18 protein-coding genes are annotated in these 20,135 nt (G+C 71.2%); 6 read left to right on the forward strand and 12 right to left on the reverse strand.

The window, feature by feature from the left end; genetic code table 11:
* Entirely contained in the window at positions 1-1,557 is a 1,557-nt protein-coding gene (locus ITJ69_RS06900; RefSeq protein ID WP_123293985.1) for a sensor histidine kinase, read from the reverse strand.
* A 135-nt stretch (positions 1,558-1,692) separates the two neighbouring features.
* Between ITJ69_RS06900 and ITJ69_RS06905 the strand changes: the two genes are divergently transcribed.
* Positions 1,693-2,535 carry an AraC family transcriptional regulator gene (locus tag ITJ69_RS06905; protein ID WP_194672384.1) on the forward strand — a complete coding sequence of 281 codons (843 nt, stop codon included), beginning with the start codon at positions 1,693-1,695 and terminating at the stop codon, positions 2,533-2,535.
* A 101-nt stretch (positions 2,536-2,636) separates the two neighbouring features.
* The gene (locus ITJ69_RS06910) at positions 2,637-3,218 is read left to right on the forward strand and encodes a hypothetical protein (protein WP_194672385.1); all 582 of its coding nucleotides are present in this window, start codon (positions 2,637-2,639) and stop codon (positions 3,216-3,218) included.
* Between the two features lie 41 nt (positions 3,219-3,259).
* On the opposite strand, the gene ITJ69_RS06915 is transcribed toward ITJ69_RS06910, so the two are convergent.
* The 7 genes from ITJ69_RS06915 to ITJ69_RS06945 form a co-directional block, all read right to left on the reverse strand.
* Positions 3,260-4,912 (reverse strand): dipeptide ABC transporter ATP-binding protein, encoded by a 1,653-nt coding sequence (locus ITJ69_RS06915; protein WP_132099646.1) that lies wholly within the window; start codon positions 4,910-4,912, stop codon positions 3,260-3,262.
* Positions 4,909-5,442 carry a GbsR/MarR family transcriptional regulator gene (locus ITJ69_RS06920; protein ID WP_323743031.1) on the reverse strand — a complete coding sequence of 178 codons (534 nt, stop codon included), beginning with the start codon at positions 5,440-5,442 and terminating at the stop codon, positions 4,909-4,911. Before ITJ69_RS06920 ends, ITJ69_RS06915 begins: the two co-directional genes overlap by 4 nt.
* Positions 5,439-6,848, reverse strand: coding sequence for a serine hydrolase (locus tag ITJ69_RS06925; RefSeq protein WP_323743032.1), 1,410 nt, complete (start codon positions 6,846-6,848; stop codon positions 5,439-5,441). The genes ITJ69_RS06920 and ITJ69_RS06925 overlap by 4 nt, the downstream gene beginning before the upstream one ends.
* 84 nt (positions 6,849-6,932) lie before the next feature.
* Entirely contained in the window at positions 6,933-7,823 is an 891-nt protein-coding gene (locus ITJ69_RS06930) for an ABC transporter permease (protein ID WP_194672387.1), read from the reverse strand.
* Positions 7,820-8,761, reverse strand: coding sequence for an ABC transporter permease (locus ITJ69_RS06935; protein WP_123293990.1), 942 nt, complete (start codon positions 8,759-8,761; stop codon positions 7,820-7,822). Before ITJ69_RS06935 ends, ITJ69_RS06930 begins: the two co-directional genes overlap by 4 nt.
* The gene (locus tag ITJ69_RS06940) at positions 8,761-10,155 is read right to left on the reverse strand and encodes a M14 family zinc carboxypeptidase (RefSeq protein WP_194672388.1); all 1,395 of its coding nucleotides are present in this window, start codon (positions 10,153-10,155) and stop codon (positions 8,761-8,763) included. Before ITJ69_RS06940 ends, ITJ69_RS06935 begins: the two co-directional genes overlap by 1 nt.
* A gap of 11 nt (positions 10,156-10,166) precedes the next feature.
* Positions 10,167-11,753, reverse strand: a complete 1,587-nt coding sequence (locus ITJ69_RS06945) for a peptide ABC transporter substrate-binding protein (protein ID WP_228505033.1) — start codon at positions 11,751-11,753, stop codon at positions 10,167-10,169.
* Between the two features lie 158 nt (positions 11,754-11,911).
* On the opposite strand from ITJ69_RS06945, the gene ITJ69_RS06950 reads away from it, so the two are divergent.
* Together ITJ69_RS06950 and ITJ69_RS06955 are read left to right on the forward strand one after the other, a co-directional pair.
* Positions 11,912-12,619: an FMN-binding negative transcriptional regulator gene (locus ITJ69_RS06950; protein WP_194672389.1), complete on the forward strand. Its 708-nt coding sequence runs from the start codon at positions 11,912-11,914 to the stop codon at positions 12,617-12,619.
* 8 nt (positions 12,620-12,627) lie between these two features.
* Positions 12,628-14,097 carry an amidohydrolase gene (locus ITJ69_RS06955; protein WP_194672390.1) on the forward strand — a complete coding sequence of 490 codons (1,470 nt, stop codon included), beginning with the start codon at positions 12,628-12,630 and terminating at the stop codon, positions 14,095-14,097.
* Positions 14,098-14,103: 6 nt separating this feature from the next.
* Here the strand turns inward: ITJ69_RS06955 and ITJ69_RS06960 are convergent, their stop codons facing one another.
* From ITJ69_RS06960 to ITJ69_RS06970, 3 genes are read right to left on the reverse strand one after another with little or no spacing between them, the layout of a single operon-like run.
* A complete protein-coding gene (locus ITJ69_RS06960) occupies positions 14,104-15,033 on the reverse strand; it encodes an Fpg/Nei family DNA glycosylase (protein ID WP_194672391.1) in 930 nt (309 codons plus the stop codon).
* A 9-nt stretch (positions 15,034-15,042) separates the two neighbouring features.
* Complete coding sequence (locus ITJ69_RS06965; RefSeq protein WP_123293994.1) at positions 15,043-15,540, reverse strand: ribose-5-phosphate isomerase; 498 nt, start codon at positions 15,538-15,540, stop codon at positions 15,043-15,045.
* 22 nt (positions 15,541-15,562) lie between these two features.
* Complete coding sequence (locus ITJ69_RS06970) at positions 15,563-16,171, reverse strand: helix-turn-helix domain-containing protein (protein ID WP_123673322.1); 609 nt, start codon at positions 16,169-16,171, stop codon at positions 15,563-15,565.
* Between ITJ69_RS06970 and ITJ69_RS06975 the strand changes: the two genes are divergently transcribed.
* Complete coding sequence (locus tag ITJ69_RS06975; RefSeq protein ID WP_131921652.1) at positions 16,170-16,697, forward strand: GNAT family N-acetyltransferase; 528 nt, start codon at positions 16,170-16,172, stop codon at positions 16,695-16,697. The two genes, ITJ69_RS06970 and ITJ69_RS06975, sit on opposite strands and share 2 nt — an antisense overlap.
* A 52-nt stretch (positions 16,698-16,749) precedes the next feature.
* Here the strand turns inward: ITJ69_RS06975 and ITJ69_RS06980 are convergent, their stop codons facing one another.
* On the reverse strand, positions 16,750-17,406 hold the full coding sequence (locus tag ITJ69_RS06980; protein WP_194672418.1) for a DsbA family protein: 657 nt from the start codon (positions 17,404-17,406) through the stop codon (positions 16,750-16,752).
* Between the two features lie 131 nt (positions 17,407-17,537).
* Here ITJ69_RS06980 and pepN point away from each other — a divergent pair, with 131 nt between their 5' ends.
* Complete coding sequence (gene pepN / locus ITJ69_RS06985) at positions 17,538-20,117, forward strand: aminopeptidase N (protein WP_194672392.1); 2,580 nt, start codon at positions 17,538-17,540, stop codon at positions 20,115-20,117.
* The last annotated feature ends 18 nt before the right edge of the window (positions 20,118-20,135 follow it).

Genomic DNA, 20,135 nt, shown 5'->3' on the forward strand with positions numbered 1-20,135 from the left:
TCACGACCGCGGGTTCGCCGTCGTGGGGACGCCGTTCAGGGCGCCGAGCGGGATCCGCGCTGTTGCCTCGGTCGGGCCGCCCTCGGGGCTCGCGACGACCAGGTCGCCGTCGAGCGCGCGCATCCGGCCGATCAGGCCCTCGATGCCGTGGCCCTGCTGGGGTCGTGCTCCGCCGCGGCCGTCGTCGGTCACGCTGACGGTCAGGTACCAGAGCCCGGAGGCGTCGACCACGAGGCCGAGGTACACCCCGGCGGTCGTGGCACCGGCGTGCTTCATGGTGTTCGTCAGGAGCTCACTCACCGTGAAGTACACGTTGCGCTGGATCTCCGTCGCGAGCTCGAGGCCCTCCGGCAGGCGGACGTCGAGGCCGACCGGGATCGGGGTGCGGGCGACGAGCGCTTCGAGGGCCGCCACGAGCCCGCGATCGAGCAGGATCGGCGGGGCGAACCCGCGGGACAGCGCACGCAGTTCGTCGAGGGCGTCCTGCGCGTGCTCGGAGGCCTCGCCGATCAGCTGCTTCGCCTTCTGCGGGTCCTTCTCGAACGCGCGTTCCGCTGCCGACAGGTCCATCCGGAGCCGCACCAGGCGCTGCTGGGGGCCGTCGTGCAGGTCGCGCTCGATCTGGCGCAGGGCCTGACCCTCGGCGGTCACGGCACCGGCACGGGAGGCTTGGAGTCCGGCGACGCGCTGCTCGAGCTGCTCGGCACGGAACCCGCCGAGCAGACCGAAGTCCACCCAGTAGTGCGCGATGACCGAGCCACGGGCCCAGAGCGGGAACAGCACGACCGAGGCGGCCATCGACAGCAACCCGAGGAACCCGAACCCGACGACGGAGGTCATGTCCCACCCGAAGTACTGCGCGCTCAGGCCGTTCGCGAACGCGACCACCGCGAGCCCGACGGGCCAGAGGAACCCGGCGAGCAGCAGGACGCCGGCACCCACGGTGAAGAGCGCGACGAGTGGGTACACGACCGCTGCGTGCAGCAGGTAGAGCCAGTAGTGCGGGTTGGCGACCGCGGAACCGGTGCGCGTCCACCAGTTCTGCTGCCAGCGGGGCGTCCAGTCCACCGGGCGGATCGGACGCCGGTCTGCCCATCCGATGCGGAGCTTCTCGAACTGTCCGAGCCACCGCGCCACGAACAGCGCGATGAAGAACATCAGCAGCACGAACGGGTTGAACAGGTCGCGGAAGCCGCCGCCGAAGATCGCCGCGGGGAACGCGAAGTAGAGCGTGCAGAGCAGCACCCCGGTCAGGGCCATGTAGCCGAAGTCGCGCGGCAGGCGCTTCCACGACTCGCGGTAGAACGCGCCGGCGGTCATGCCCGAGCCCGCACTGCCGCCCCGGCCGCCACCCGGCGCCGATCCGTTCGGCGGGGTCGCTCCCCACGACGCCGGCGGCGTCTGCTGGTCGTGCTGTCGCGGGTACTGCGGCATCGGCTTGGTGGCTCCAGGTGGGACGGAGTCGCCCAGCGGGACGGTCTGGGCCTGGTCGGGCGAGGGCGTGACGTCGTCCAGCGGGACGGTTCGCGCCTGGTCGAGGCGGTCGGTGTCGGTCATGACTCCAGCCTCGCGATCACGGGGCCGTTCCCCCATCCTGCCCCCTCCCCACCCCGGGTGGGGTTATCCCCCCCCTCTCCACAGATCTCCCGAGGCCGATCGTCGCGGGACGGCCCGCAGGACATGCTCGTGGTGATGGGCGACGCACTCCGAGCACTGATCGACGCCGTCGGCCTCGAGGTCGGCCCCGGCGAGGAGATCCGATCCGACGACGACCGCTGGACGCTCGATCTCGATCCGGACGGTACGCACGCCTGGGTCGCGACCCGGCACCGGCCGGTCTGGCTCCACCGCGACGACACACTCGTGTTCATCGAGGCTGGTGGAGCCGCACTGGTCGAGCAGCACCCGACGACGTCGATCGGCTCCGACCCCGAGCGGCACGGTCCGCCTCGAACTGCTCCTTCGTACGACTTCCCGCACGAGGCCCTGTTCGCCGACACCGGCGTCGTCGTCGGATCGGCGACGCTGGGGGCACTCGCTGCCGAGGTCCTCGCGCTCCCGTCGATCGCCACCACCCAGCCCGCGGGCTTCCCGTCGGTGGACGTCGTGCTGGCGCTGCGTCACGTCGGTCACCTCGACGGCGGCCGGTGGCACGGCGTGCAGCAGGATGCGCTCGCGCGACTCGTGGTCACGACCGTGCTCCACGACAACCCACCGCCCTTGCTGCGCGACAACAGCCTGGCGAGGGTCCTCGACCGGCTCTTCGACCCGGCGGGCGGGCACTCGACTGCGGACCTGCTCGACGGCGTCGGCATGTCTCCGCGCACCCTCGAGCGTCGGTGCACCGAGACCACGGGCTGTACGCCGGCCCAGCTCGGGCGGTGGTTCCGGAGCCTCGGCGTCCGGAGTGCACTCACCCGGGGTGACCGTCCCGCCGAGGTCGCTGCACGCTTCGGCTTCAGCACCACCGCCTCCATGCGACGCGCGCTGCAGCGGGTCCGCGCACCGGAGACCGACCTCCCTCGGAGGTTCTGACGGTTCTGGTTCACGAATCCCGCGGTTCGCGAACCAGGACCGTCAGCCGCCCGGACAGAACATGCTTTCCCCGCCGCGCGGGCTGCGCGTAGTGTGCGGGCATGCAGAACATCACGGGGGTTCGGGTGGTCTCGGCCGCGGCGGTCGTCGCAGCGGTCGTGTTCGGGGCGCGCGGACTGGTCGGGACGATCTGGCTCGCGCCGTGGGACCTGCCGAACGGACTGCTCCTCGTCGCCACGGTGCTCGCCGGGCTGGCGGGTGCGGTCGTGCTCGTCGCCGCGGTGCGCGCTCGGGACCGTCGGGCGCTCGCGTTCGCGGTGTCGGTCCTGGCGTTCGCGCTCCTGTGGCCGGCGCCGGGCTGGGCCACCGCGGTGCTCGTCGTCGTCGCGCAGGGTGCACTCGTGGCGTTCGGCGTGCTGACCGTCCGGAACGAGGACGGCGTGCAGCGGGCCTTCGGCTGGGTCGTCGCCGTGGCGGCGTCGCTGTGGTTCGTCACCGCGCTGCTGTCGAACGCGGTGCTCCTCACGGCGCTGCCGCAGGAGGCACTCGGCATCGCCTTCTCCGTCCCGGGGCTGCTGCAGACCGTGGCGTACCTGGCGGCGACGGTGCTCGTCGCCGTCCCGCTCCTGCGTCCGGTGGGTCGGGGCGTGAACGCGCTCTGGGCCTCGGCCGAGGTGCGCTGACTCCGCAACGACGCGGAGATCGCAGGGCCGGCGAGCGCCCCTCAGCCGGCCCGTGCCGCCAGGCGCTCGGATCGGCGCACTGCCTGTTCGTCCGGGTCCGGCACCGGCGCGGCCTGGATGAGTCGACGCGTGTAGGGGTCCTGCGGCGACCGGAGGATGGCGTCGCGACTCCCCTGCTCGGCGACCTTCCCGCCGTGCAGCACGACGACCCGGTCGCACAGCGTGTCGACCACGGCCAGGTCGTGGGTGACGAACAGGCACGCGAAGCCGAGGCGTTCCTGCAGCTCACGGAAGACGTCGAGCACCCGGGCCTGCACCGAGACGTCGAGGGCGCTCGTCGGCTCGTCGGCGATGAGCAGTGCGGGGTCGAGCGCGACGGCGCGGGCGATCGCGACGCGCTGCCGTTGTCCGCCGGAGAGCTCGTGCGGGAAGCGCTCGCGGTACCCGCCGTCCAGACCGACGTCGGCGAGCAGCCGGTCCACCCGTTCGTCGATCTGGGCCGACGGCAGGCGCAGGATCTGCCGGAGCGGCTCGGCGACGGTCTGTCCGACCGTGTAGCGCGGGTTGAGCGACCGGAGCGGGTTCTGGAAGACCACGCCGACGTGTCGCCGCATCTCCCGGCGCGCTGCTCGCCGGGCGACCGCCACGTCGGTGCCCTCGACGACGACCGAACCGGACGTGATCGGTGCGAGCCCCACGGCGGCGCGGCCGATGGTGGTCTTGCCGCTGCCGGACTCGCCCACGAGTCCGACGATCTCACCGCGACCGACCGTGAACGACACGTCGTCGACCGCGCGGAACCGCCCGCGCAGTGCACCGCCGTACTCGACCACGAGGTGCCGGACGTCGAGGACGACCGACGGGGCCTCCGTGACGGGGTCGACCCGCGCCTCCCGGCCGACCTCGGTGCCCATGCGTGGGACCGCAGCGAGCAGGTCACGGGTGTAGTCGGCGGACGGTGCGGCGAAGACCGCGGCGACGGTGCCCGTCTCGACGACGCGACCGCGGCGCATGACGACCACGCGGTCGGCGATGTCGGCGACGACGCCCATGTCGTGGGTGATGAGGAGGATCGCGGTGCCGGTGCGTTCGCGCAGCGCACGCAGGACGTCGAGCACCTCGGCCTGCACCGTGACGTCGAGTGCGGTCGTCGGCTCGTCGGCGATGAGCAGGTCGGGGTCGGCGGCGAGCGCCATCGCGATCATCACCCGCTGCGCCTGTCCGCCGGAGAGCTCGTGCGGGTACTGGCCGAGCCGGCGTTCGGGTTCCGGCACCTCGACGGCACGCAGGAGTTCGAGCGAACGGTGCCGGACGGCGGCGCGGTCGTGCGAGGCGTCGGCGCGGCGGACGGCCTCGGCCAGCTGGAACCCGACCGTGAACACCGGGTTGAGCGCGGCCGACGGGTCCTGGAAGATCATCGACACGCTGCGGCCGCGGACCCCGCGCAGGGTGCGTTCGTCGGTGCCGAGCACCTCGAGGTCGCCGAGCCGGATGCTGCCGGAGGAGCGCGCGCCGTCCGGCGCGATCCCCATCGCCGTCATAGCGGTCATGCTCTTGCCGGATCCGGACTCCCCGACGACGGCGACGACCTCGCCGCGGCCGACGGTGAACGAGGCGTCGTCGACCGCGCGGACCTCGGCGCCGTCGACGTCGAAGGTCACGGACAGGTGGTCGACGGTCAGGACGTCGGTCATGGGGTCTCCGAGCGGTCGGTGCGGTCGCGGGCGGCCTTGAACGCCTCCCAGTCCTCGAGCATCTTGTGGTGGTGGCCCTGCAACCACTGCATGTAGTCGCGGCCGTTGAGCAGGCGCTCGCGGACCTCGGCGTCGACGTCGCCCGCCCCGGTGCGGCCGGCGTGCTCGACGACGGCCAGGCCGTGTCCGATGATGTCGCGCTGCCGGTCGAGGTACTTCCGTTCGCCGGCGAGCCAGGAACCCCAGACGTCGGCCTCGGCGCGGAAGTAGTGGCTGCGCTCGCCGGCGACGATCTGCCGCTTCACGAACCCGGAGTCGACGAGCCGGCGCGTCGCCATCGAGACCGAACCCGAGCTGGCGCCGAGGGCGCGTTGGAGATCGGCGGACGACGAGTGCGGCGCGCGGGTCATCATGAGGTAGCCGAGCACGCGGGCGTCGGTGAGCGCCATGCCCGCACCGTCGTTGAGCATGAGGGCGAACTCCTCGACGAACGCCTGACGCTCGGGTTCGAGCACGACGTCGTCGCTCACGGTGCCAGCCCTGCCGCGACCTCGGGCGACTCGGTCGGGATCGTCCACGGTTCCTCGGTCATGCCACCGCCGGCGCGGATCGACCGGACGGCGCCGTCGGCGTTGCGCGTGAAGGTGATGTCCTCGTCGACCGAGCCGAAGCGGTTGCCGTGCGTCATCCGGAGCGTGTCCGCGTCGACGACCTCGAGCCGGGTCGGGGTGTCGAGCGGTTCGGGTCCGGACGGGTCGACCTCGACGAGCCGGTCGCCGATGCGGGCGATGTCGCTGACGCCCCACGGGTTGGCGAAGCGGCCGGTGTACGCGGCGGTGTCGACGTCGTCGGGCACGGGAGTACCCGGTGCGGACGTGTCCGCCGCGGCGTCGAGCATCTGCACGATGGCGGTGGCGATGAGGGTGGCGGGTCCGGCGGCGGCGCTCGTCATGACGGACACGACGAGTCCGGACGCCGGGTCGAACAGCGACTGCGTGATGTGCCCGGGGAACCCGCCGGAGTGGCCGCGGACGTCGCGGCCGCCGATGCGGTCGACGATGAACCCGGCGCCGTAGCCGCGGGCGGCCGGGTCGTCGGTGGCGCTCCAGGCCTTGCGCTGCGCGAGTCGCTTCGAGTGGTCGTCGAGCAGGCTGCCGGCCCCGATGACGTGCTGCGAGAAGTACTTGACCAGGTCGGAGGCGGTGCCGTGGAACCCGGTGGCGGCGGCCATGGCGTGGGTGTCCACGTGGTCGATGCGCTGCCGCTGCCGCGCGGTGTGGAACCCGGTGTAGCCGATCACGAAGTCGTCGGCGCGCGTGGGGTCCCAGTCCGGGCCGGTGTTCCGCAGGCCCAGGGGTTCGGTGATCGACTCGCGGACGAAGTCGTTGTAGGACTGCCCGGAGACCGCGGCGATGACGAGCCCGAGCAGCGAGTAGCCGAGGTTCGAGTAGTTGAACGACGACCCGGTGGGGACCTTCTGCCCGCGGTCGAGCACGAGTGCCAGCAGCTCCTGCTCGTCGGGGAACGGGCGCAGGAGCGACCAGTAGTCGCCGTCGTGGCCGTCGCGGATGACCCCGGCGCCCATCTCCATGAGCTCACGGATCGTGGCGTCGGCGAGCGGGGAGCCGCCGTCGACCAGCGCCGGGACGTACGTGCCGACGGTGTCGTCGAGCCGGAGCGACCCGCGCTCGGCGAGCTGGAGCAGTGCCGTCGCGGTGAAGGTCTTCGAGTGCGAGGCGATGCGGAACAGGTCGGTGGTGGTCAGGCGACGCCCGGCCTCGACGTCGGCGTAGCCCCAGGCCTCGTCGAACAGCACCTCGCCGCCGAACCCGATGGCGACCTGCACGCCCGGCACCCGCAGCTGCCAGACCTTGTACGACACCCACTCGTGGATGTAGGGCAGGGTCTTCCGGTACGCGGAGAGGGTGTCGGTCACGGTGGTCCTTTCGAAGGGCGGTGGTTCGAGTCTGGCGCGTCGGTCGCGACGGTGCCCACCGCGACGCGGCGTGCACCGTGCAGGTCAGCGCCGACGCGGGTCGAGCGCGGCGCGCAGCGTGTCGCCGAGCGCGATGACGGAGAGCACCGTGACGGCGAGGAACGCCGCGGGTGCGATGAGCATGTGCGGGGCGCGGAGGAACTGCGACGTCGCGGCGGAGAGCTGCAGCCCCCACGAGATCGCCGGGCTCTCGAGCCCGATGCCGAGGTAGGTCAGCGACGACTCGGACACGATGACGCCGCCGACGGTGATGGTCGCGAGCACGAGCAGCGGCGAGATCGACGACGGCAGCACGTACCGGGTGGTGATCCGCCAGGTGGACAGCCCCATCGTGCGGGCGGCGAGCACGAACTCGGCGTTCCGCACGCTGCGGACGCTCGACCGCACGAGCCGGGCCATCGTCGGCCACCCGAACAGCGCGAGCACGAGCGACACCGTCAGCACGGACCGCTCCCCCACGCTGTTGAGCACCACGACGGCGCCGAGCAGGAACGGGAAGCCGAGGAACACGTCGGTCAGGCGGGCGAGCACGGCGTCGACCCAGCCGCCGACCATGCCGGCGATCGTCCCGATGACGACGGCGACCATGCCGGCGAGCACGGTGGTGAGCACTGCGACGGCGATCGACGACCGGGTGCCGTACACGACGTTGGCGTACACGTCGCAGCCCTGCAGGTCGAAGCCGAACGGGTGTCCGCTGGTCGGCGAGGCGCCGCTCTGCCCGAGGTCGCACACCCGGGGGTCACCGTGGCCGAACAGTCCGGCGAACAGCTGCGGGAACGACGCGATGAGCAGCACGACGACCAGGACCGAGGCGGGCACCCAGAAGCCCGGGGTGCGGGCCGCGGCCAGCAGGGGTCGTCGTCGGCCGCCGACGACGGGTTCGACGGTGGCGCTGAGCGCTGAGGTGGTCATGCGGCTGCTCCGGTCCGGACGCGGGGGTCGAGGGCGGCGTGCAGCAGGTCGACGAGCACGCTCGTGACGAGGAACACCAGGATGAGCGCGGTCGAGATGCCGACGACGACGGCGCCCTCGTGCGACCGGATGCCCTGGAACAGCAGGTTGCCGACGCCGGGCAGGTTGAAGATGCCCTCGATGATCACGGTGCCGCCCATCAGGTACCCGAGGTCGGTCGCCAGGTAGGTGGCGGTGGGGATGAGCGAGTTCCGCATCACGTGCACGCCGACGATCCGACCGGGCGCGAGCCCCTTGGCCCGTGCGGTCCGGACGTAGTCGGCGTCGAGCGTCTCGATCATCGAGGTGCGGGTGAGCCGGGACACCGCGGCGAGGCCGAAGAGCGCGATGACGAACGCCGGCAGGATGTACGCCGTCGGCCAGCCCGCGGTGACGCCGGCGACCGGGAACCAGTGCAGCCGCACCGAGAACACGAGCTGCAGGGCGACGCCGAGGACGAACACGGGGATCGCACCGACGACGATGGTGCCGACCAGGACCGTCTTGTCGAGGGCGGTCCCGCGCTTCAGGGCGGAGAGCACCCCGAGCCCGATGCCCAGGACGATCTCGAGGGCCCACGCGGTGAGCGCCAGGGTGATCGTGACGGGCCACCGCGAGGCCATCTGCTCGCCGACGGACTGCCCGTTGAAGTCGGTGCCGAAGTCGCCGCGGAACAGCCCGCCGACGTACTGCACGTACTGCAGCCAGAGCGGCTGGTCCAGGTGGTACTCGGCCCGGAGCGTGCGGACGACCGCGTCGCTGAGCGGCCGGTCGCCGCCGAGCGCCCGGATCGGGTCACCGGGCAGCGCGAACGTCATCGCGTAGATGAGGAACGTCACCCCGAGGAACACGATGGCCAGGCCGCCGAGCCGGCGACCGACGGCGAGCGTGGGACGCATCACGCGCCTCCCGACACGGCCGCCGACACCGGACGGGAGGCGCGGGTCGGGTCCGCCACGTGACTCGCGCAGGCGAGGATCGCCCCGTACTGCACCCCCACCAGTTTCCGCACCGGGATCGGGTCCGCCTCGGTGGCCGAGTCGGCCTGCCAGTGCGCGTAGCGCTCCGCCAGGCGGTCGCGCAGGCGCCGGAGCGGCGCGGACGCCGTACCGGCGGTGGTCTCCGCCTCGAACGCGCGGAGCAGCATGCCGCCGTAGCGCAGCCGGAAGCAGCGGACCAGGTCCTCGCAGCCGAAGCGCTCCGCGACGGTGGCCCGCCGGTCGGCCGGCTCCCGGTCGGCCCGGCGGCGGTCGGTGTCCGCCGTGCCGACGAGCATCGGCACGAAGGCGCGCGACGCCTCGAGGAACGGCGACTCGATCGACAGCATCGGCGACGCCTCGTCGAGCAGCTGCTGGAGTTCCTCGCCCGAGGCACCGAGTTCGGCGGAGCAGCGCCGCAGCAGGTCGGCGTACGACTCGTCGGTCGGGGTCTGGTCGTCGGCGTCCGGGTGGCTCCAGTACGGCAGTTCGGCGACCATGCACAGTGCTCCGTGCCGCATCGCCCACGCCGCGCTCGACGCACCGTGGATGTGCTCGCCCGGGTCGACCCCGAGTGCTTCGAGGTAGTCGTACGCGGTCTCGATCCCGTCCATCGCGAACACCGCGGGGGCGAGCTCGCGCAGGAACGGCGACTCGGGCTCCCCGGTGTCGAGCGGCAGCCCGAGCGTGGCGGGGACCGCGTGCAGGGTGTCGACGACGTCGGGCAGGTCCTCGGACAGGTAGTAGTAGACCCCGCCCATCTCGCCGTTGTGCAGCGACACCAGCAGGTCCGGCTCGGTGTCGTCGATGAGCCGCATGAACGCGAGCGTCTCCGGCAGCACCTGGTCGAAGTACACCGACTTGTGGCTGTTCGGGAACGTCCACTCCACCTGGCTGTCCGGTGCCGGGCGGTAGAAGTGCCGCGAGTAGAACACCCGGTCGTGCGGATCGTGGAACCACGCCTCGTTGAGCCGCATGCCGTCCGGGTCGATCGTCGGGACGATGTGCCAGGTGACGTCGAGCGCACGGGCGTCGTCGTCGGTGAGCACCGTCTCGGCGAGGTGCAGGGCCGTCCACGAACCGATCGGTTCGTTCGGGTGCACGCCGCCGACCACGACGGCGGCGTGCGACCCGGTGCCGATCCGGTAGGAGTGCAGTGGTTCGCCGAGCCGGCTGGTGCCGATCCGGGTGACCGTGACCTGGTCCGGGTGGGACGCTGCGAGCGCGTCGAACCGGGCGTGCAGGTCGTCGACGAGCGGGAAGCCGTCGTGGTCGGGGACCTCGGCCGCCAGGCGGAGGATGGTGCGCTGGTCCATGTGGTGGTGCCCTACTTCACGGCGATCTGCGCGACGACCGGGCTGCCGGCGACCGCGGGGAGCTTCGTGACCTTGTCACTCGTGACGTACGAGTACTTGTCGAAGAAGGTCGGGACGACGGGGAAGTCCTCGAGGACGGCCTCCTGCGTCTTCGTGTAGTACTCGTTCGCCTCGTCCTGCGAGCCGGCCGAGTCGGCCTTCGCGAGCAGCGCGTCGACGGTGTCGGACTGGTAGTACCCGGTGCAGGGCGAGCAGCCGCCGGCCAGGGTGAACAGGGCGCGGAGGGTGTTCTGCTGGCTGATGTACAGCGCACCCCAGTGACCGAAGTGCGGGCCGGCGACCTTCTTGTCCGTCAGCTCGGAGTAGTACGAGGCCCAGTCGGTGGTGGCCTTCGCGACGGTGTCGACGCCCAGGTTCTGCCGGATCTGGTTGGCGTACGCCTCGTAGAGCGAGTCGAGGCCGCTGCCGCCGGGGTAGACGAGCGTGATCGTGCCGTCGAAGCCGCCGGACTTCGCCAGGAGCTTCTTGGCCGCGGCGGGGTCGAACTCGCACGCGTCGCCGCAGATGCCTTCTTCGGTGCCGGACATCGACGGGGGCGTGAGTGCGGTGGCGGGTTCGTACAGGCCGCCGTAGATGGCCGTGTTCACCTCGTCGCGGTCGATCGACATCGAGATCGCGCGACGGACGTCGGGGTCGGAGTAGCGGTCGTCCCAGAGCGGGAAGCCGAGGTAGTCGATGCCCGGGGCGTCGAACGAGTGCAGTCGGTCACCGAAGTCGGCCTTCGCGCTCGTCATCTTGTCGGTCGGCAGGAACAGCACGTCGGCGTTGCCCGCGAGGACGTCGGTGTACGCGGTGTTCATGTCGGAGTAGCTCCGGAACGTGACGTCCTTGGTGACCGGCTTCGTGCCCTCGTAGTCCTTCCACGCGGTGACGGTGAACTCCTTGTCCGCCTTCCACGCCGACTGCATCTCGTAGGGGCCGTTGCCGATCGGCTTCTTGTCGTACGCCTTCAGGTCGTCGTACGCGGCGGACGGCATCGGGTAGAACGCCGTCTGAGCCTGGCTGAGCTGCAGCGGGAACTGGCTGTCGGCGTGGGTGAGCGTGACCGTGAAGGTGTCCTTGCCGGTGACCTTGAGCCCCGACATCTCCTTCGTCTTCGGGGTGCCCTTCGCCGGGTTGAGGTCCGTGTACCCGACGATCGCGGCGAGCTGCCCGCTGTTCTCCCACGCGTTGGGGCCGTAGGCGACGTGGTTCCAGGCCTTCACGTAGCTCTCCGGGGTGACGGCCTCGCCGTTCTGGAACGTCCAGCCGTCCCGGAGGGTGATGGTCCACGTGGTGGCGTCGTCGCTCTCGACGCTCTTCGCGGCGACGTCGTGGAGCTCGCCCTTCGCGTCGGTCTGCGTCAGCGGTGCGAACAGGCTCTGCACCTGGTCGAACGCGACGGTCTGTCGTCCGGGCGTCAGGTGGTCGGGCTCGCCGGTGGCGTACACCAGGCTCGATCCGCCGGCGGAGTCGGCCGTGCCGCTCGCCGAACAGCCGGTCACCACGAGCGCCAGTGTGGCTGCCGTGGCCAGGGCGGCGATGGTCCTGCGTCGCATGGGGGTCTCCTCGGGTCGTCGTTGATGAGTGAAGCTAGGCCCGTTCGAGGCCCCGGCACAATGCTTCTTTCAATGAACTCTGAAACTTTTACCGTTCTGAAACACTCGCGAAACGACAGGTGTCGCGCTCGACCGGGGCCGTGTGCCACGCTCGGACCATGCGGCACACACCCCACTTCCTGATGACGGACGTCGACGAGGTCAAGCGCCTCGTCGCCGGCAACCCGTGGGCCACGATCGTGTCGCACACCGACGCCGGGATCGTCGCGTCGCACTACCCGTTCCTGCTCGAGACCCCCGGGCCGGACGACGATCCCGACCAGGTCGTCCTCGTCTCGCACGTCGGCCGCCCCGACGAAGTCGCGCACGAACTCGGACGCCACGAGGTCCTGGTCGTGGTGCAGGGTCCGCACGGCTACGTCTCCCCCGCCTGGTACCCGCCGGAGCAGTTCGTGCCGACCTGGAACCACGTCACCGCCCACCTGTGGGGCACGCCGGAGCTGCTGTCCGACGACGAGAACTTCCGGGTGCTCGGCGAGCTCGTCGACCACTTCGAGCGCGTCATGCCCGAGCCGGTCTCGCTCGAGATCGACGAGGAGACCGCACGCCGGATGGCGAAGGGCACCGTCGGCATCCGCATCCGGGTCACCCGGTTCGACGCCCGTGCGAAGCTCTCCCAGAACAAGGCCCCCGAGGTCGTGGACCGCATCATCGCGGGGCTGCGCGGCGACGGCCCCTACGCGTCGCCGGCGCTCGCCGACGAGATGGAGCGGGTCCGGTCCGTCGGGCCCACGACGGACATCCGGGAGGCGCTGGGCCCACGCCGCCGGTTCCGGGCCGACGCGCCAGCGGCGGACCGGCCGTGACGGTGGGGATGACCGAGATCCTGCTCCGCACCGTCCGCAGGGTGGGCACCTCCGGGGCCCCTGCCGACGTCCGCATCGCCGACGGCCTGGTCACCGAGATCGCGCCGGCCGGCGCGCTCGACCCCGCCGGCCCCGACACCGAGGTCGTCGAGGCCGCCGGCGCCTGGCTCGGCCCCGGCCTCCGCGACCACCACACGCACTTCGACCAGTGGGCCCTGGTGCGCCGCCGCGTCGACGTCTCCGGCTGCGACTCCGCGGAGTCGACCGCCGACCTCCTCGCCGCGGTCGCGCGGACCGGGGTGCCGGACCGCGTGCTGATCGGCCACGGCTACCGCGACGGGTTGTGGCCGACCCCCGCACGACGCGAGCTGCTCGACCAGGCCGCACCGGGCCTCCCGACCGTCGTCATCAGCGGTGACCTGCACGCGGTCTGGTGCAACGCTCTCGCGCTCGCGCACTTCTCCGCACTCGTCGGCCGGCCGCTCGAGGCGGGTGACGACGGGATCCTGCGCGAGCAGGACGCCTTCGACGTGACCGGTGCGCTCTCGCAGGTGCCGGACGACCTGCTCGACGGGTACGTCGCCGACGCCGCGGAGGCCGCTGCCGCCCGCGGTGTGACGGGCATCGTCGACCTCGAGATGCGCTTCGGCCTCGACCGCTGGGCACGCCGGATCCACGCCGGCACCGACGCCCTCCGCGTGTCGTCGGGCGTCTACCCGGCGGAACTCGACGCCGTGATCGACCGCGGGCTCCGCACCGGCGACGTCGTCGACCGGACCCGGGGCCTCCTCACGATGGGGCCGTTCAAGGTCGTCACCGACGGCTCGCTCGGCACCCGGACCGCAGCCATGACCGACGGCTCCGGCGTGCTGGCGTGGGAGTTCGACGACCTCGTCGCGATCACCCGCCGAGCCGTCGACGCCGGACTCGTCCCCGCGATCCACGCCATCGGCGACCGGGCGAACACCCTCGCGCTCGACGTCTTCGAAGCCGTCGGCGCCCGCGGCAGCATCGAGCACGCGCAACTGCTCGTCGACACCGACGTCGACCGGTTCGCCAGGCTCGGGGTGGCCGCCTCGGTGCAGCCCGAGCACGCCATGGACGACCGCGACATCGCCGACCGGCACTGGGCGGGCCGCACCGACCGCGCCTTCGCGTTCGCGTCGCTCGCCCGAGCCGGAGCGCGCCTGCTGCTCGGTTCGGACGCCCCCGTCGCGCCGCTCGACCCGTGGATCTCGATGGCCGCGGCCGTGGGACGCGACCGGGACGGCCGCGACCCGTGGCACCCCGCCGAACGACTCTCGGCGCTCGCCGCGTGGCAGGGGTCCACGGACGGTCGGGTCAGCGTCGCGGTCGGCGACGTCGCGGACCTGGTGCTCGTCGAGTCGGACCCGCTGGCGGCGTCGTCGTCCTCGTTGCGGTCGATGCGGGTGCTCGCGACCGCGATCGCCGGACGGTTCACGTACTGCGAGCTCTGAAGCGCGCTACTTCTGGTCCTTCGGGCACCAGTAGAGCTTCCGACCGGCCATGTCGGCCACCCGGATCTCGGTGCCGCACACCCGGCAGGGCTCACCCTGGCGGTGGTAGACCCAGTGCCGGTCCTTGCGCGACCGCTGCGCCTTCTTGTACTCGGCGTCGGACAGGCCGTCCATCGTCATCATCAGGCCGTCGCGGACGCCGTCGTGCAGCAGCTTCGACCAGTCCGCCCACAGCGCCTTCGCCTGCTTGACGGTGATCTTCTTGCCGACCTTGTACGGGTCGATGCGCTGCCGGAACAGCAGTTCGGCCCGGTAGATGTTGCCGATGCCGCTCACCACGGACTGGTCCATGAGCAGCTGGCCGATGGCGACGTTCCGCTTCCGGACGTTGTCCACGAACGTCTTCTCGGCCTCGGGACCGTCGTCGTTCATCGGGTCGGGGCCGAGCTTGTCCAGGGCACGCTGCACCTCGGCCGGGGTCTCTACCACGCAGGCGGTCGGGCCGCGCAGGTCGGCGACGGTGTCCTCGGTCAGGATGCGGACGCGCACCTGGCCGATGGGGTCCGGCGGGAAGGACTCGATCGGGTCCTCGACCTTCTCCTGCTCGGCCATCCGGTACCGCGCCAGGCGGGGAGCACCGATGGAGGTGAGCGATTCCTCGCCGTCGTCGTCGGCGGACAGCGCCGTGGCGGTCGACAGGTCGCCGGCGAAGTCCCACGCGCCGTAGAGCCCGAGGTGGACGCGCAGGAACAGATCACCCTCGAACTCGAGGAACATCTGCTTCGCCACCGCACGGGCAGCGATCATGCGCTTGCCGTCGATCTGGGCGGCCCCGGCGGCGAACCGCCCCTGCGGACTGGACACCTCGCAGCGCTTGCCGACGAAGTGCCGGGTGAACTGGTTGGCGATTCGGTGGACGGAGTGACCCTCGGGCATGGGACCTGTCTACTCGGCCGAGCCGTCGATCTGCTTGCCGGCGATGTGCCCCGTCTGCTCGTACTCGGCCAGCTGCGCGATGCGGCGCGCGTGACGCTCCTCGCCCGAGAACGGCTCGGCGATGAACAGGTCGACGAAGCGGATCGCTTCGTCCTCGGTGTGCTGGCGCGCACCGATCGAGATGACGTTGGCGTCGTTGTGCTGGCGTGCGAGGAGTGCGGTCGACTCGTTCCAGACGAGCGCTGCGCGGACGCCCTCGACCTTGTTCGCGGCGATCTGCTCACCGTTGCCGGAGCCGCCGAACACGACGCCGAGCGCCTGGACGCCGGCTCGCTGGTCCTGCACCACGGCGTGCGCGGCGTTGATGCAGAACGAGGGGTAGTCGTCGAGCGCGTCGTACTCGGTCGGTCCGTGGTCCACGACCTCGTGACCGGCTTCGGTCAGGTGCGTTGCGAGGGTCTGGTTGAACTCGAGGCCGGCGTGGTCCGTTCCGAGGTGGATGCGCATGGAACCGATCCTATTCCTGCGACTACTGCCCCCGGACCACCACGACGACGTACCGCGTGGGCCCCTCGCCCGGGTTCCGGTAGACCACGTCGGCGGGGTCACCGAGCTCGATCCGGTCCCCCGCGGCGAGCCGCGTCGGCTCGCCGCCGACGACGAGCTCGAGCACGCCGTCGACCACCCAGATGCAGTGCCGCAGGAACGCGTAGGCGGACGCCGGGTAGGCCACTTCGCGGCCGGCCGGGAGGCGCACCTCGGTGACGTCCGCGGGGAACGCCGCGCTCGAGACCGGACGGCGGCGGTACCCGGTGTCGGGATCGGTCCAGGACTCCGCGGTCGCGCCGCGTTGGATGCCACGTGCGTCGTCGGGGTCGGTCGCCCTGGGCACCTCGTGCTCGAGGGCTTCGTCGAGGAGCTGCGAGATCGTCAGGCCGAAGGCGCCGGAGAGCCGGCCGAGGATCGTCGCGGTGGGGCTCGACACCCCGCGCTCGACGCGGTTGATCATCGCGCGGGAGACACCGGACTCCTCGGCGAGCTCGGTGAGGCTCCACTTGCGTTCGGTGCGCAGGCGCTGGAGGCGCTCGCCGAGGGCCCGTTCCGCGAGACCCGGCTCGTCGTCTACGATGTGAGACATGACGACAGCATATGCGACGAACGGGGCGGATCCGGTCGTGGTGCGCGATTGCGGACCCCGCGACCTCGACGTCGTGCACGCCCTGCACGTCGACGCCGTGCTGCACTCCACCGCCATCTGGCAGGAGACCCCGCACCCCCGCGCGTACTTCGACGACTGGCTGGCCGAGCGGCAGGGCGACGGGTACCCGGTGCTCGTCGCCGAGGTCGACGGCACCGTGGCCGGGTACGCCACGTACTCCCAGTGGCGGCCGCACCACGGGTACCGGCTGACCGTCGAGCACAGCGTCTACGTGGTCGAGTCGTTCCGCGGTCGGGGCATCGCCTCGACCCTGATGCGGTCGCTCGTCGAGCGCGCGACCGCCGAGGGCCGGCACGTCATGATGGCCGGGATCTGCAGCACGAACACCGGGTCGATCGCGCTGCACGAGAAGCTCGGGTTCAGCACGGTCGCGGTCGTGCCCGAGGTCGGACGCAAGTTCGACCGGTGGCTGGACCTGACGCTCATGCGCCTGCCCCTCGCTTGACGCGAGCCGAGGGGCGGGGGCGAGCCGCGCCTCCCGTCCGCTTGCCGGAGCGTCAGGCGGTGGTGTCGAAGATCGGGCCGACGGTGCGCGAGCGCTTGAGCTCGAAGAAGCCGGGGTACTTCGCCACGGCGACGACGCCGTCCCACAGGTCGAGCGCCTCCTGGCCCTTGGGTGCCGGGGAGATGACCGGGCCGAAGAACGCGGTGCCGGCGACGGCGATGACGGGCGTGCCGACGTCCTGTCCGACGCGGTCGATGCCGTCCTGGTGGCTGACGCGCACGGCGGCGTCGACCTCGTCCGTCCAGGCGTACTCGAGCAGGTCGGCGTCGAGGCCGAGCTCCGCGAGCACGGCGGGGACCACCTGGTCGGGGTCCTGCTCCTGGCGGTGGTGGATGTGCTCACCGAGGGCGTCGTAGAGCGGCTTCACGATGTCCTGGCCGAGCCGGAGCCGCGCCGCCGTGACGATGCGCGGGTAGAGCTGCCCCTTGTGGATGCGCTCGCGGTACTCGTCGGGGATGTCCTGGTCCTCGTTCAGGACGAACAGGCTCATCACCTTCCACGTGACGTCGAGGTCGCGGTGCTCGGCGACCTCGCCCACCCAGCGGCTCGTCATCCAGGCCCAGGGGCAGTTCGGGTCGAACCAGAACTCCACGGTGGTGCGTTCGGTCGGGTGTTCCGTCGTGTGTTCCGTCGTCTTGTCCACAGTCATCTCGCTCACGCTCCGAGCGTACGCGGCGTCGCTAGGCTGGGGATGACCGTCCCGCCGGTGCACGACGCCGTGCCGGGACTCCCCCTCGCGGACCACGATCGTCCGCGTCCTCAGCGAAGATGGAGCGTTGCGTGCCCGGAGAGAACCTCACCAGAACCGAAGCCCAGGAACGTGCCGGCATCGTCAGCGTGCAGACGTACGACGTCGAGCTCGACCTGACCCGCGGCGCCGAGACGTTCGGCAGCACCACCCGCGTGCGCTTCACCGCGACCGCCGGTGCGTCCACGTTCATCGACGCGATCACGAAGACCGTGCACTCCGTCACCCTGAACGGCACCGCGCTCGACGTCGCCGCGGTGAACGACGGCGTCCGCATCCAGCTCGACGACCTGCAGAAGCAGAACGAGCTCGTGGTCGTCAGCGACGCGCTGTACACGAACACCGGCGAGGGCCTGCACCGCTTCGTCGACCCCGTGGACGACGAGGTGTACCTGTACTCCCAGTTCGAGGTCCCCGACTCGCGCCGCATGTTCGCGGTGTTCGAGCAGCCCGACCTCAAGGCCCAGTTCTCCTTCACCGTGACGGCGCCGTCACGGTGGCAGGTCGTGTCGAACTCCCCGACGCCCGAGCCCCACGTCGACGGTGAGAACGCGACCTGGGCCTTCCCACCCACCGCGACCATCTCGAGCTACATCACCGCGCTCATCGCCGGCCCGTACGAGGTCGTCCGCGACGAACTCACGAGCAGCGACGGCCGGACCATCCCGCTCGGCGTCTTCGCGCGCAAGTCGCTGGCCGAGTACCTCGACCCCGAGTACGTGTTCGAGACCACCAAGAAGGGCTTCGCCTACTACGAGGAGAAGTTCGACGTCCCGTACCCGTTCGAGAAGTACGACCAGCTCTTCGTGCCGGAGTTCAACGCCGGCGCGATGGAGAACGCGGGCGCGGTCACGTTCACCGAGACCTACGTCTTCCGTTCGAAGGTGACCGACGCCATCAAGGAGCGCAGGGTCGTCACGATCCTGCACGAGCTCGCGCACATGTGGTTCGGCGACCTCGTCACCATGAAGTGGTGGAACGACCTGTGGCTGAACGAGTCGTTCGCCGAGTGGGCCTCCACGATCGCCACCGCCGAGGCCACCGAGTGGACCGAGGCCTGGACCACGTTCCAGGCGATGGAGAAGTCCTGGGCATACCGCCAGGACCAGCTCCCCTCGACCCACCCGATCGTCGCGACGATCAACGACCTCGAGGACGTCCAGGTCAACTTCGACGGCATCACGTACGCCAAGGGCGGTTCCGTCCTGAAGCAGCTCGTGGCGTGGGTCGGCATCGACGCGTTCTTCGCCGGCGTCTCGGCCTACTTCAAGAAGCACCACCACTCGAACACCGAGCTGCGCGACCTGCTCGTCGAGCTCGAGGCGACCAGCGGCCGTGACCTGTCCGAGTGGTCGAAGCTCTGGCTCGAGACCGCGGGCGTCAACACGCTCCGCCCGGAGATCGAGGTCGACGCGTCCGGCGCGATCACCTCGTTCGCCGTCCTGCAGGAAGCACCGGCCGACTACCCGACGCTCCGCCCGCACCGCCTGGCCATCGGCGTCTACTCCTTCGGGACGGACGACTCCGCGCCGTTCGGTGCCGACACCGCGTCGTCCGGCGGCAAGCTCGAGCGCGTGCACCGCGTCGAGATCGACGTCGACGGCGCACGCACCGAGGTCCCCGAGCTCGTCGGCGTGCAGCGCGGCGACCTCGTGCTCCTCAACGACGACGACCTGGCCTACGCCAAGATCCGTCTCGACGAGCAGTCCCGCACGACGGCGATCGAGCACCTCGCGGCCATCGCGAACCCGCTCGCCCGCTCCATCGTGTGGGGTGCGATGTGGGACGCCACGCGCGACGCCGAGTCGCCCGCCAGCGACTACGTCCGGCTCGCGCTCGGCAACATCGCGACCGAGTCCGAGTCGACGACCATCCGCACGACCCTGTCGCAGCTGCTCCTGACGACGCGCAACTACGTGGCGCCGTCGAAGGTCGACGCCACGGTCCGCACGGTGGGCGAGACGCTCTGGCAGCTCGCGGCCTCGGCCGAGGCCGGGTCGGACGCCCAGTTCCAGTTCGTGAAGTTCTTCGCACAGATCGCGTCGACGCCCGAGCACGTCGCCACCCTGCAGGGGCTGCGCGACGGTTCGGTCACACTGAGCGGGCTCGAGATCGACACCGACCTGCGCTGGGAGCTGCTCGAGGGCCTCGTGCTCGCCGGTGCCGCCTCCGATGCCGAGGTCGACGCCGAACTCGCGGCCGACAAGACCGCGTCGGGTGAGCAGGCCGCGGCCCGCGCCCGTGCGACGATCCCGACCGCCGAGGGCAAGCTGGCCGCGTTCGCGTCGCTCGTCGACTCGTCCGAGCTGCCGAACGCGATCGTGCGCCAGACCACGGTCGGGTTCCAGCACGTGAACAGCCCCGTCGTGCTCGAAGGCCTCGTGCCGAAGTACTTCGAGGTGCTCACCCGCATCTGGGCCGAGCGCAGCTACCACATGGCCGACACCATCGTCTCGGGCCTCTACCCGGCGCCGCTCGCGTCGGCCGAGCTCCGCGACGCCGCCCACGCGTGGCTCGAGGCGCACCCGGAGACCCCGGCGCTGCGGCGCATCGTGTCCGAGAGCGTCGCGGGCACGGAGCGTGCGCTCCGGGTGCAGGCTGCCGACGCCTGAGCTCGAGTGACTGATCGG

Origin of the sequence: Curtobacterium sp. VKM Ac-2887, assembly GCF_015350935.1 — a bacterium.
Classification (GTDB): domain Bacteria; phylum Actinomycetota; class Actinomycetes; order Actinomycetales; family Microbacteriaceae; genus Curtobacterium.

Excerpts from the sequence above, each read along its gene's own strand:
- ITJ69_RS06975 (WP_131921652.1), top strand. The coding sequence starts at position 16,170 with ATGACGACAGCATATGCGACGAACGGGGCGGATCCGGTCGTGGTGCGC.
- ITJ69_RS06970 (WP_123673322.1), bottom strand. The coding sequence starts at position 16,171 with ATGTCTCACATCGTAGACGACGAGCCGGGTCTCGCGGAACGGGCCCTC.
- ITJ69_RS06945 (WP_228505033.1), bottom strand. The coding sequence starts at position 11,753 with ATGCGACGCAGGACCATCGCCGCCCTGGCCACGGCAGCCACACTGGCG.
- ITJ69_RS06940 (WP_194672388.1), bottom strand. The coding sequence starts at position 10,155 with ATGGACCAGCGCACCATCCTCCGCCTGGCGGCCGAGGTCCCCGACCAC.
- ITJ69_RS06955 (WP_194672390.1), top strand. The coding sequence starts at position 12,628 with ATGACCGAGATCCTGCTCCGCACCGTCCGCAGGGTGGGCACCTCCGGG.
- ITJ69_RS06930 (WP_194672387.1), bottom strand. The coding sequence starts at position 7,823 with ATGACCACCTCAGCGCTCAGCGCCACCGTCGAACCCGTCGTCGGCGGC.
- ITJ69_RS06980 (WP_194672418.1), bottom strand. The coding sequence starts at position 17,406 with ATGACTGTGGACAAGACGACGGAACACACGACGGAACACCCGACCGAA.
- ITJ69_RS06910 (WP_194672385.1), top strand. The coding sequence starts at position 2,637 with ATGCAGAACATCACGGGGGTTCGGGTGGTCTCGGCCGCGGCGGTCGTC.
- ITJ69_RS06935 (WP_123293990.1), bottom strand. The coding sequence starts at position 8,761 with ATGCGTCCCACGCTCGCCGTCGGTCGCCGGCTCGGCGGCCTGGCCATC.
- ITJ69_RS06965 (WP_123293994.1), bottom strand. The coding sequence starts at position 15,540 with ATGCGCATCCACCTCGGAACGGACCACGCCGGCCTCGAGTTCAACCAG.
- ITJ69_RS06950 (WP_194672389.1), top strand. The coding sequence starts at position 11,912 with ATGCGGCACACACCCCACTTCCTGATGACGGACGTCGACGAGGTCAAG.
- ITJ69_RS06905 (WP_194672384.1), top strand. The coding sequence starts at position 1,693 with ATGGGCGACGCACTCCGAGCACTGATCGACGCCGTCGGCCTCGAGGTC.
- ITJ69_RS06960 (WP_194672391.1), bottom strand. The coding sequence starts at position 15,033 with ATGCCCGAGGGTCACTCCGTCCACCGAATCGCCAACCAGTTCACCCGG.
- ITJ69_RS06900 (WP_123293985.1), bottom strand. The coding sequence starts at position 1,557 with ATGACCGACACCGACCGCCTCGACCAGGCGCGAACCGTCCCGCTGGAC.
- ITJ69_RS06915 (WP_132099646.1), bottom strand. The coding sequence starts at position 4,912 with ATGACCGACGTCCTGACCGTCGACCACCTGTCCGTGACCTTCGACGTC.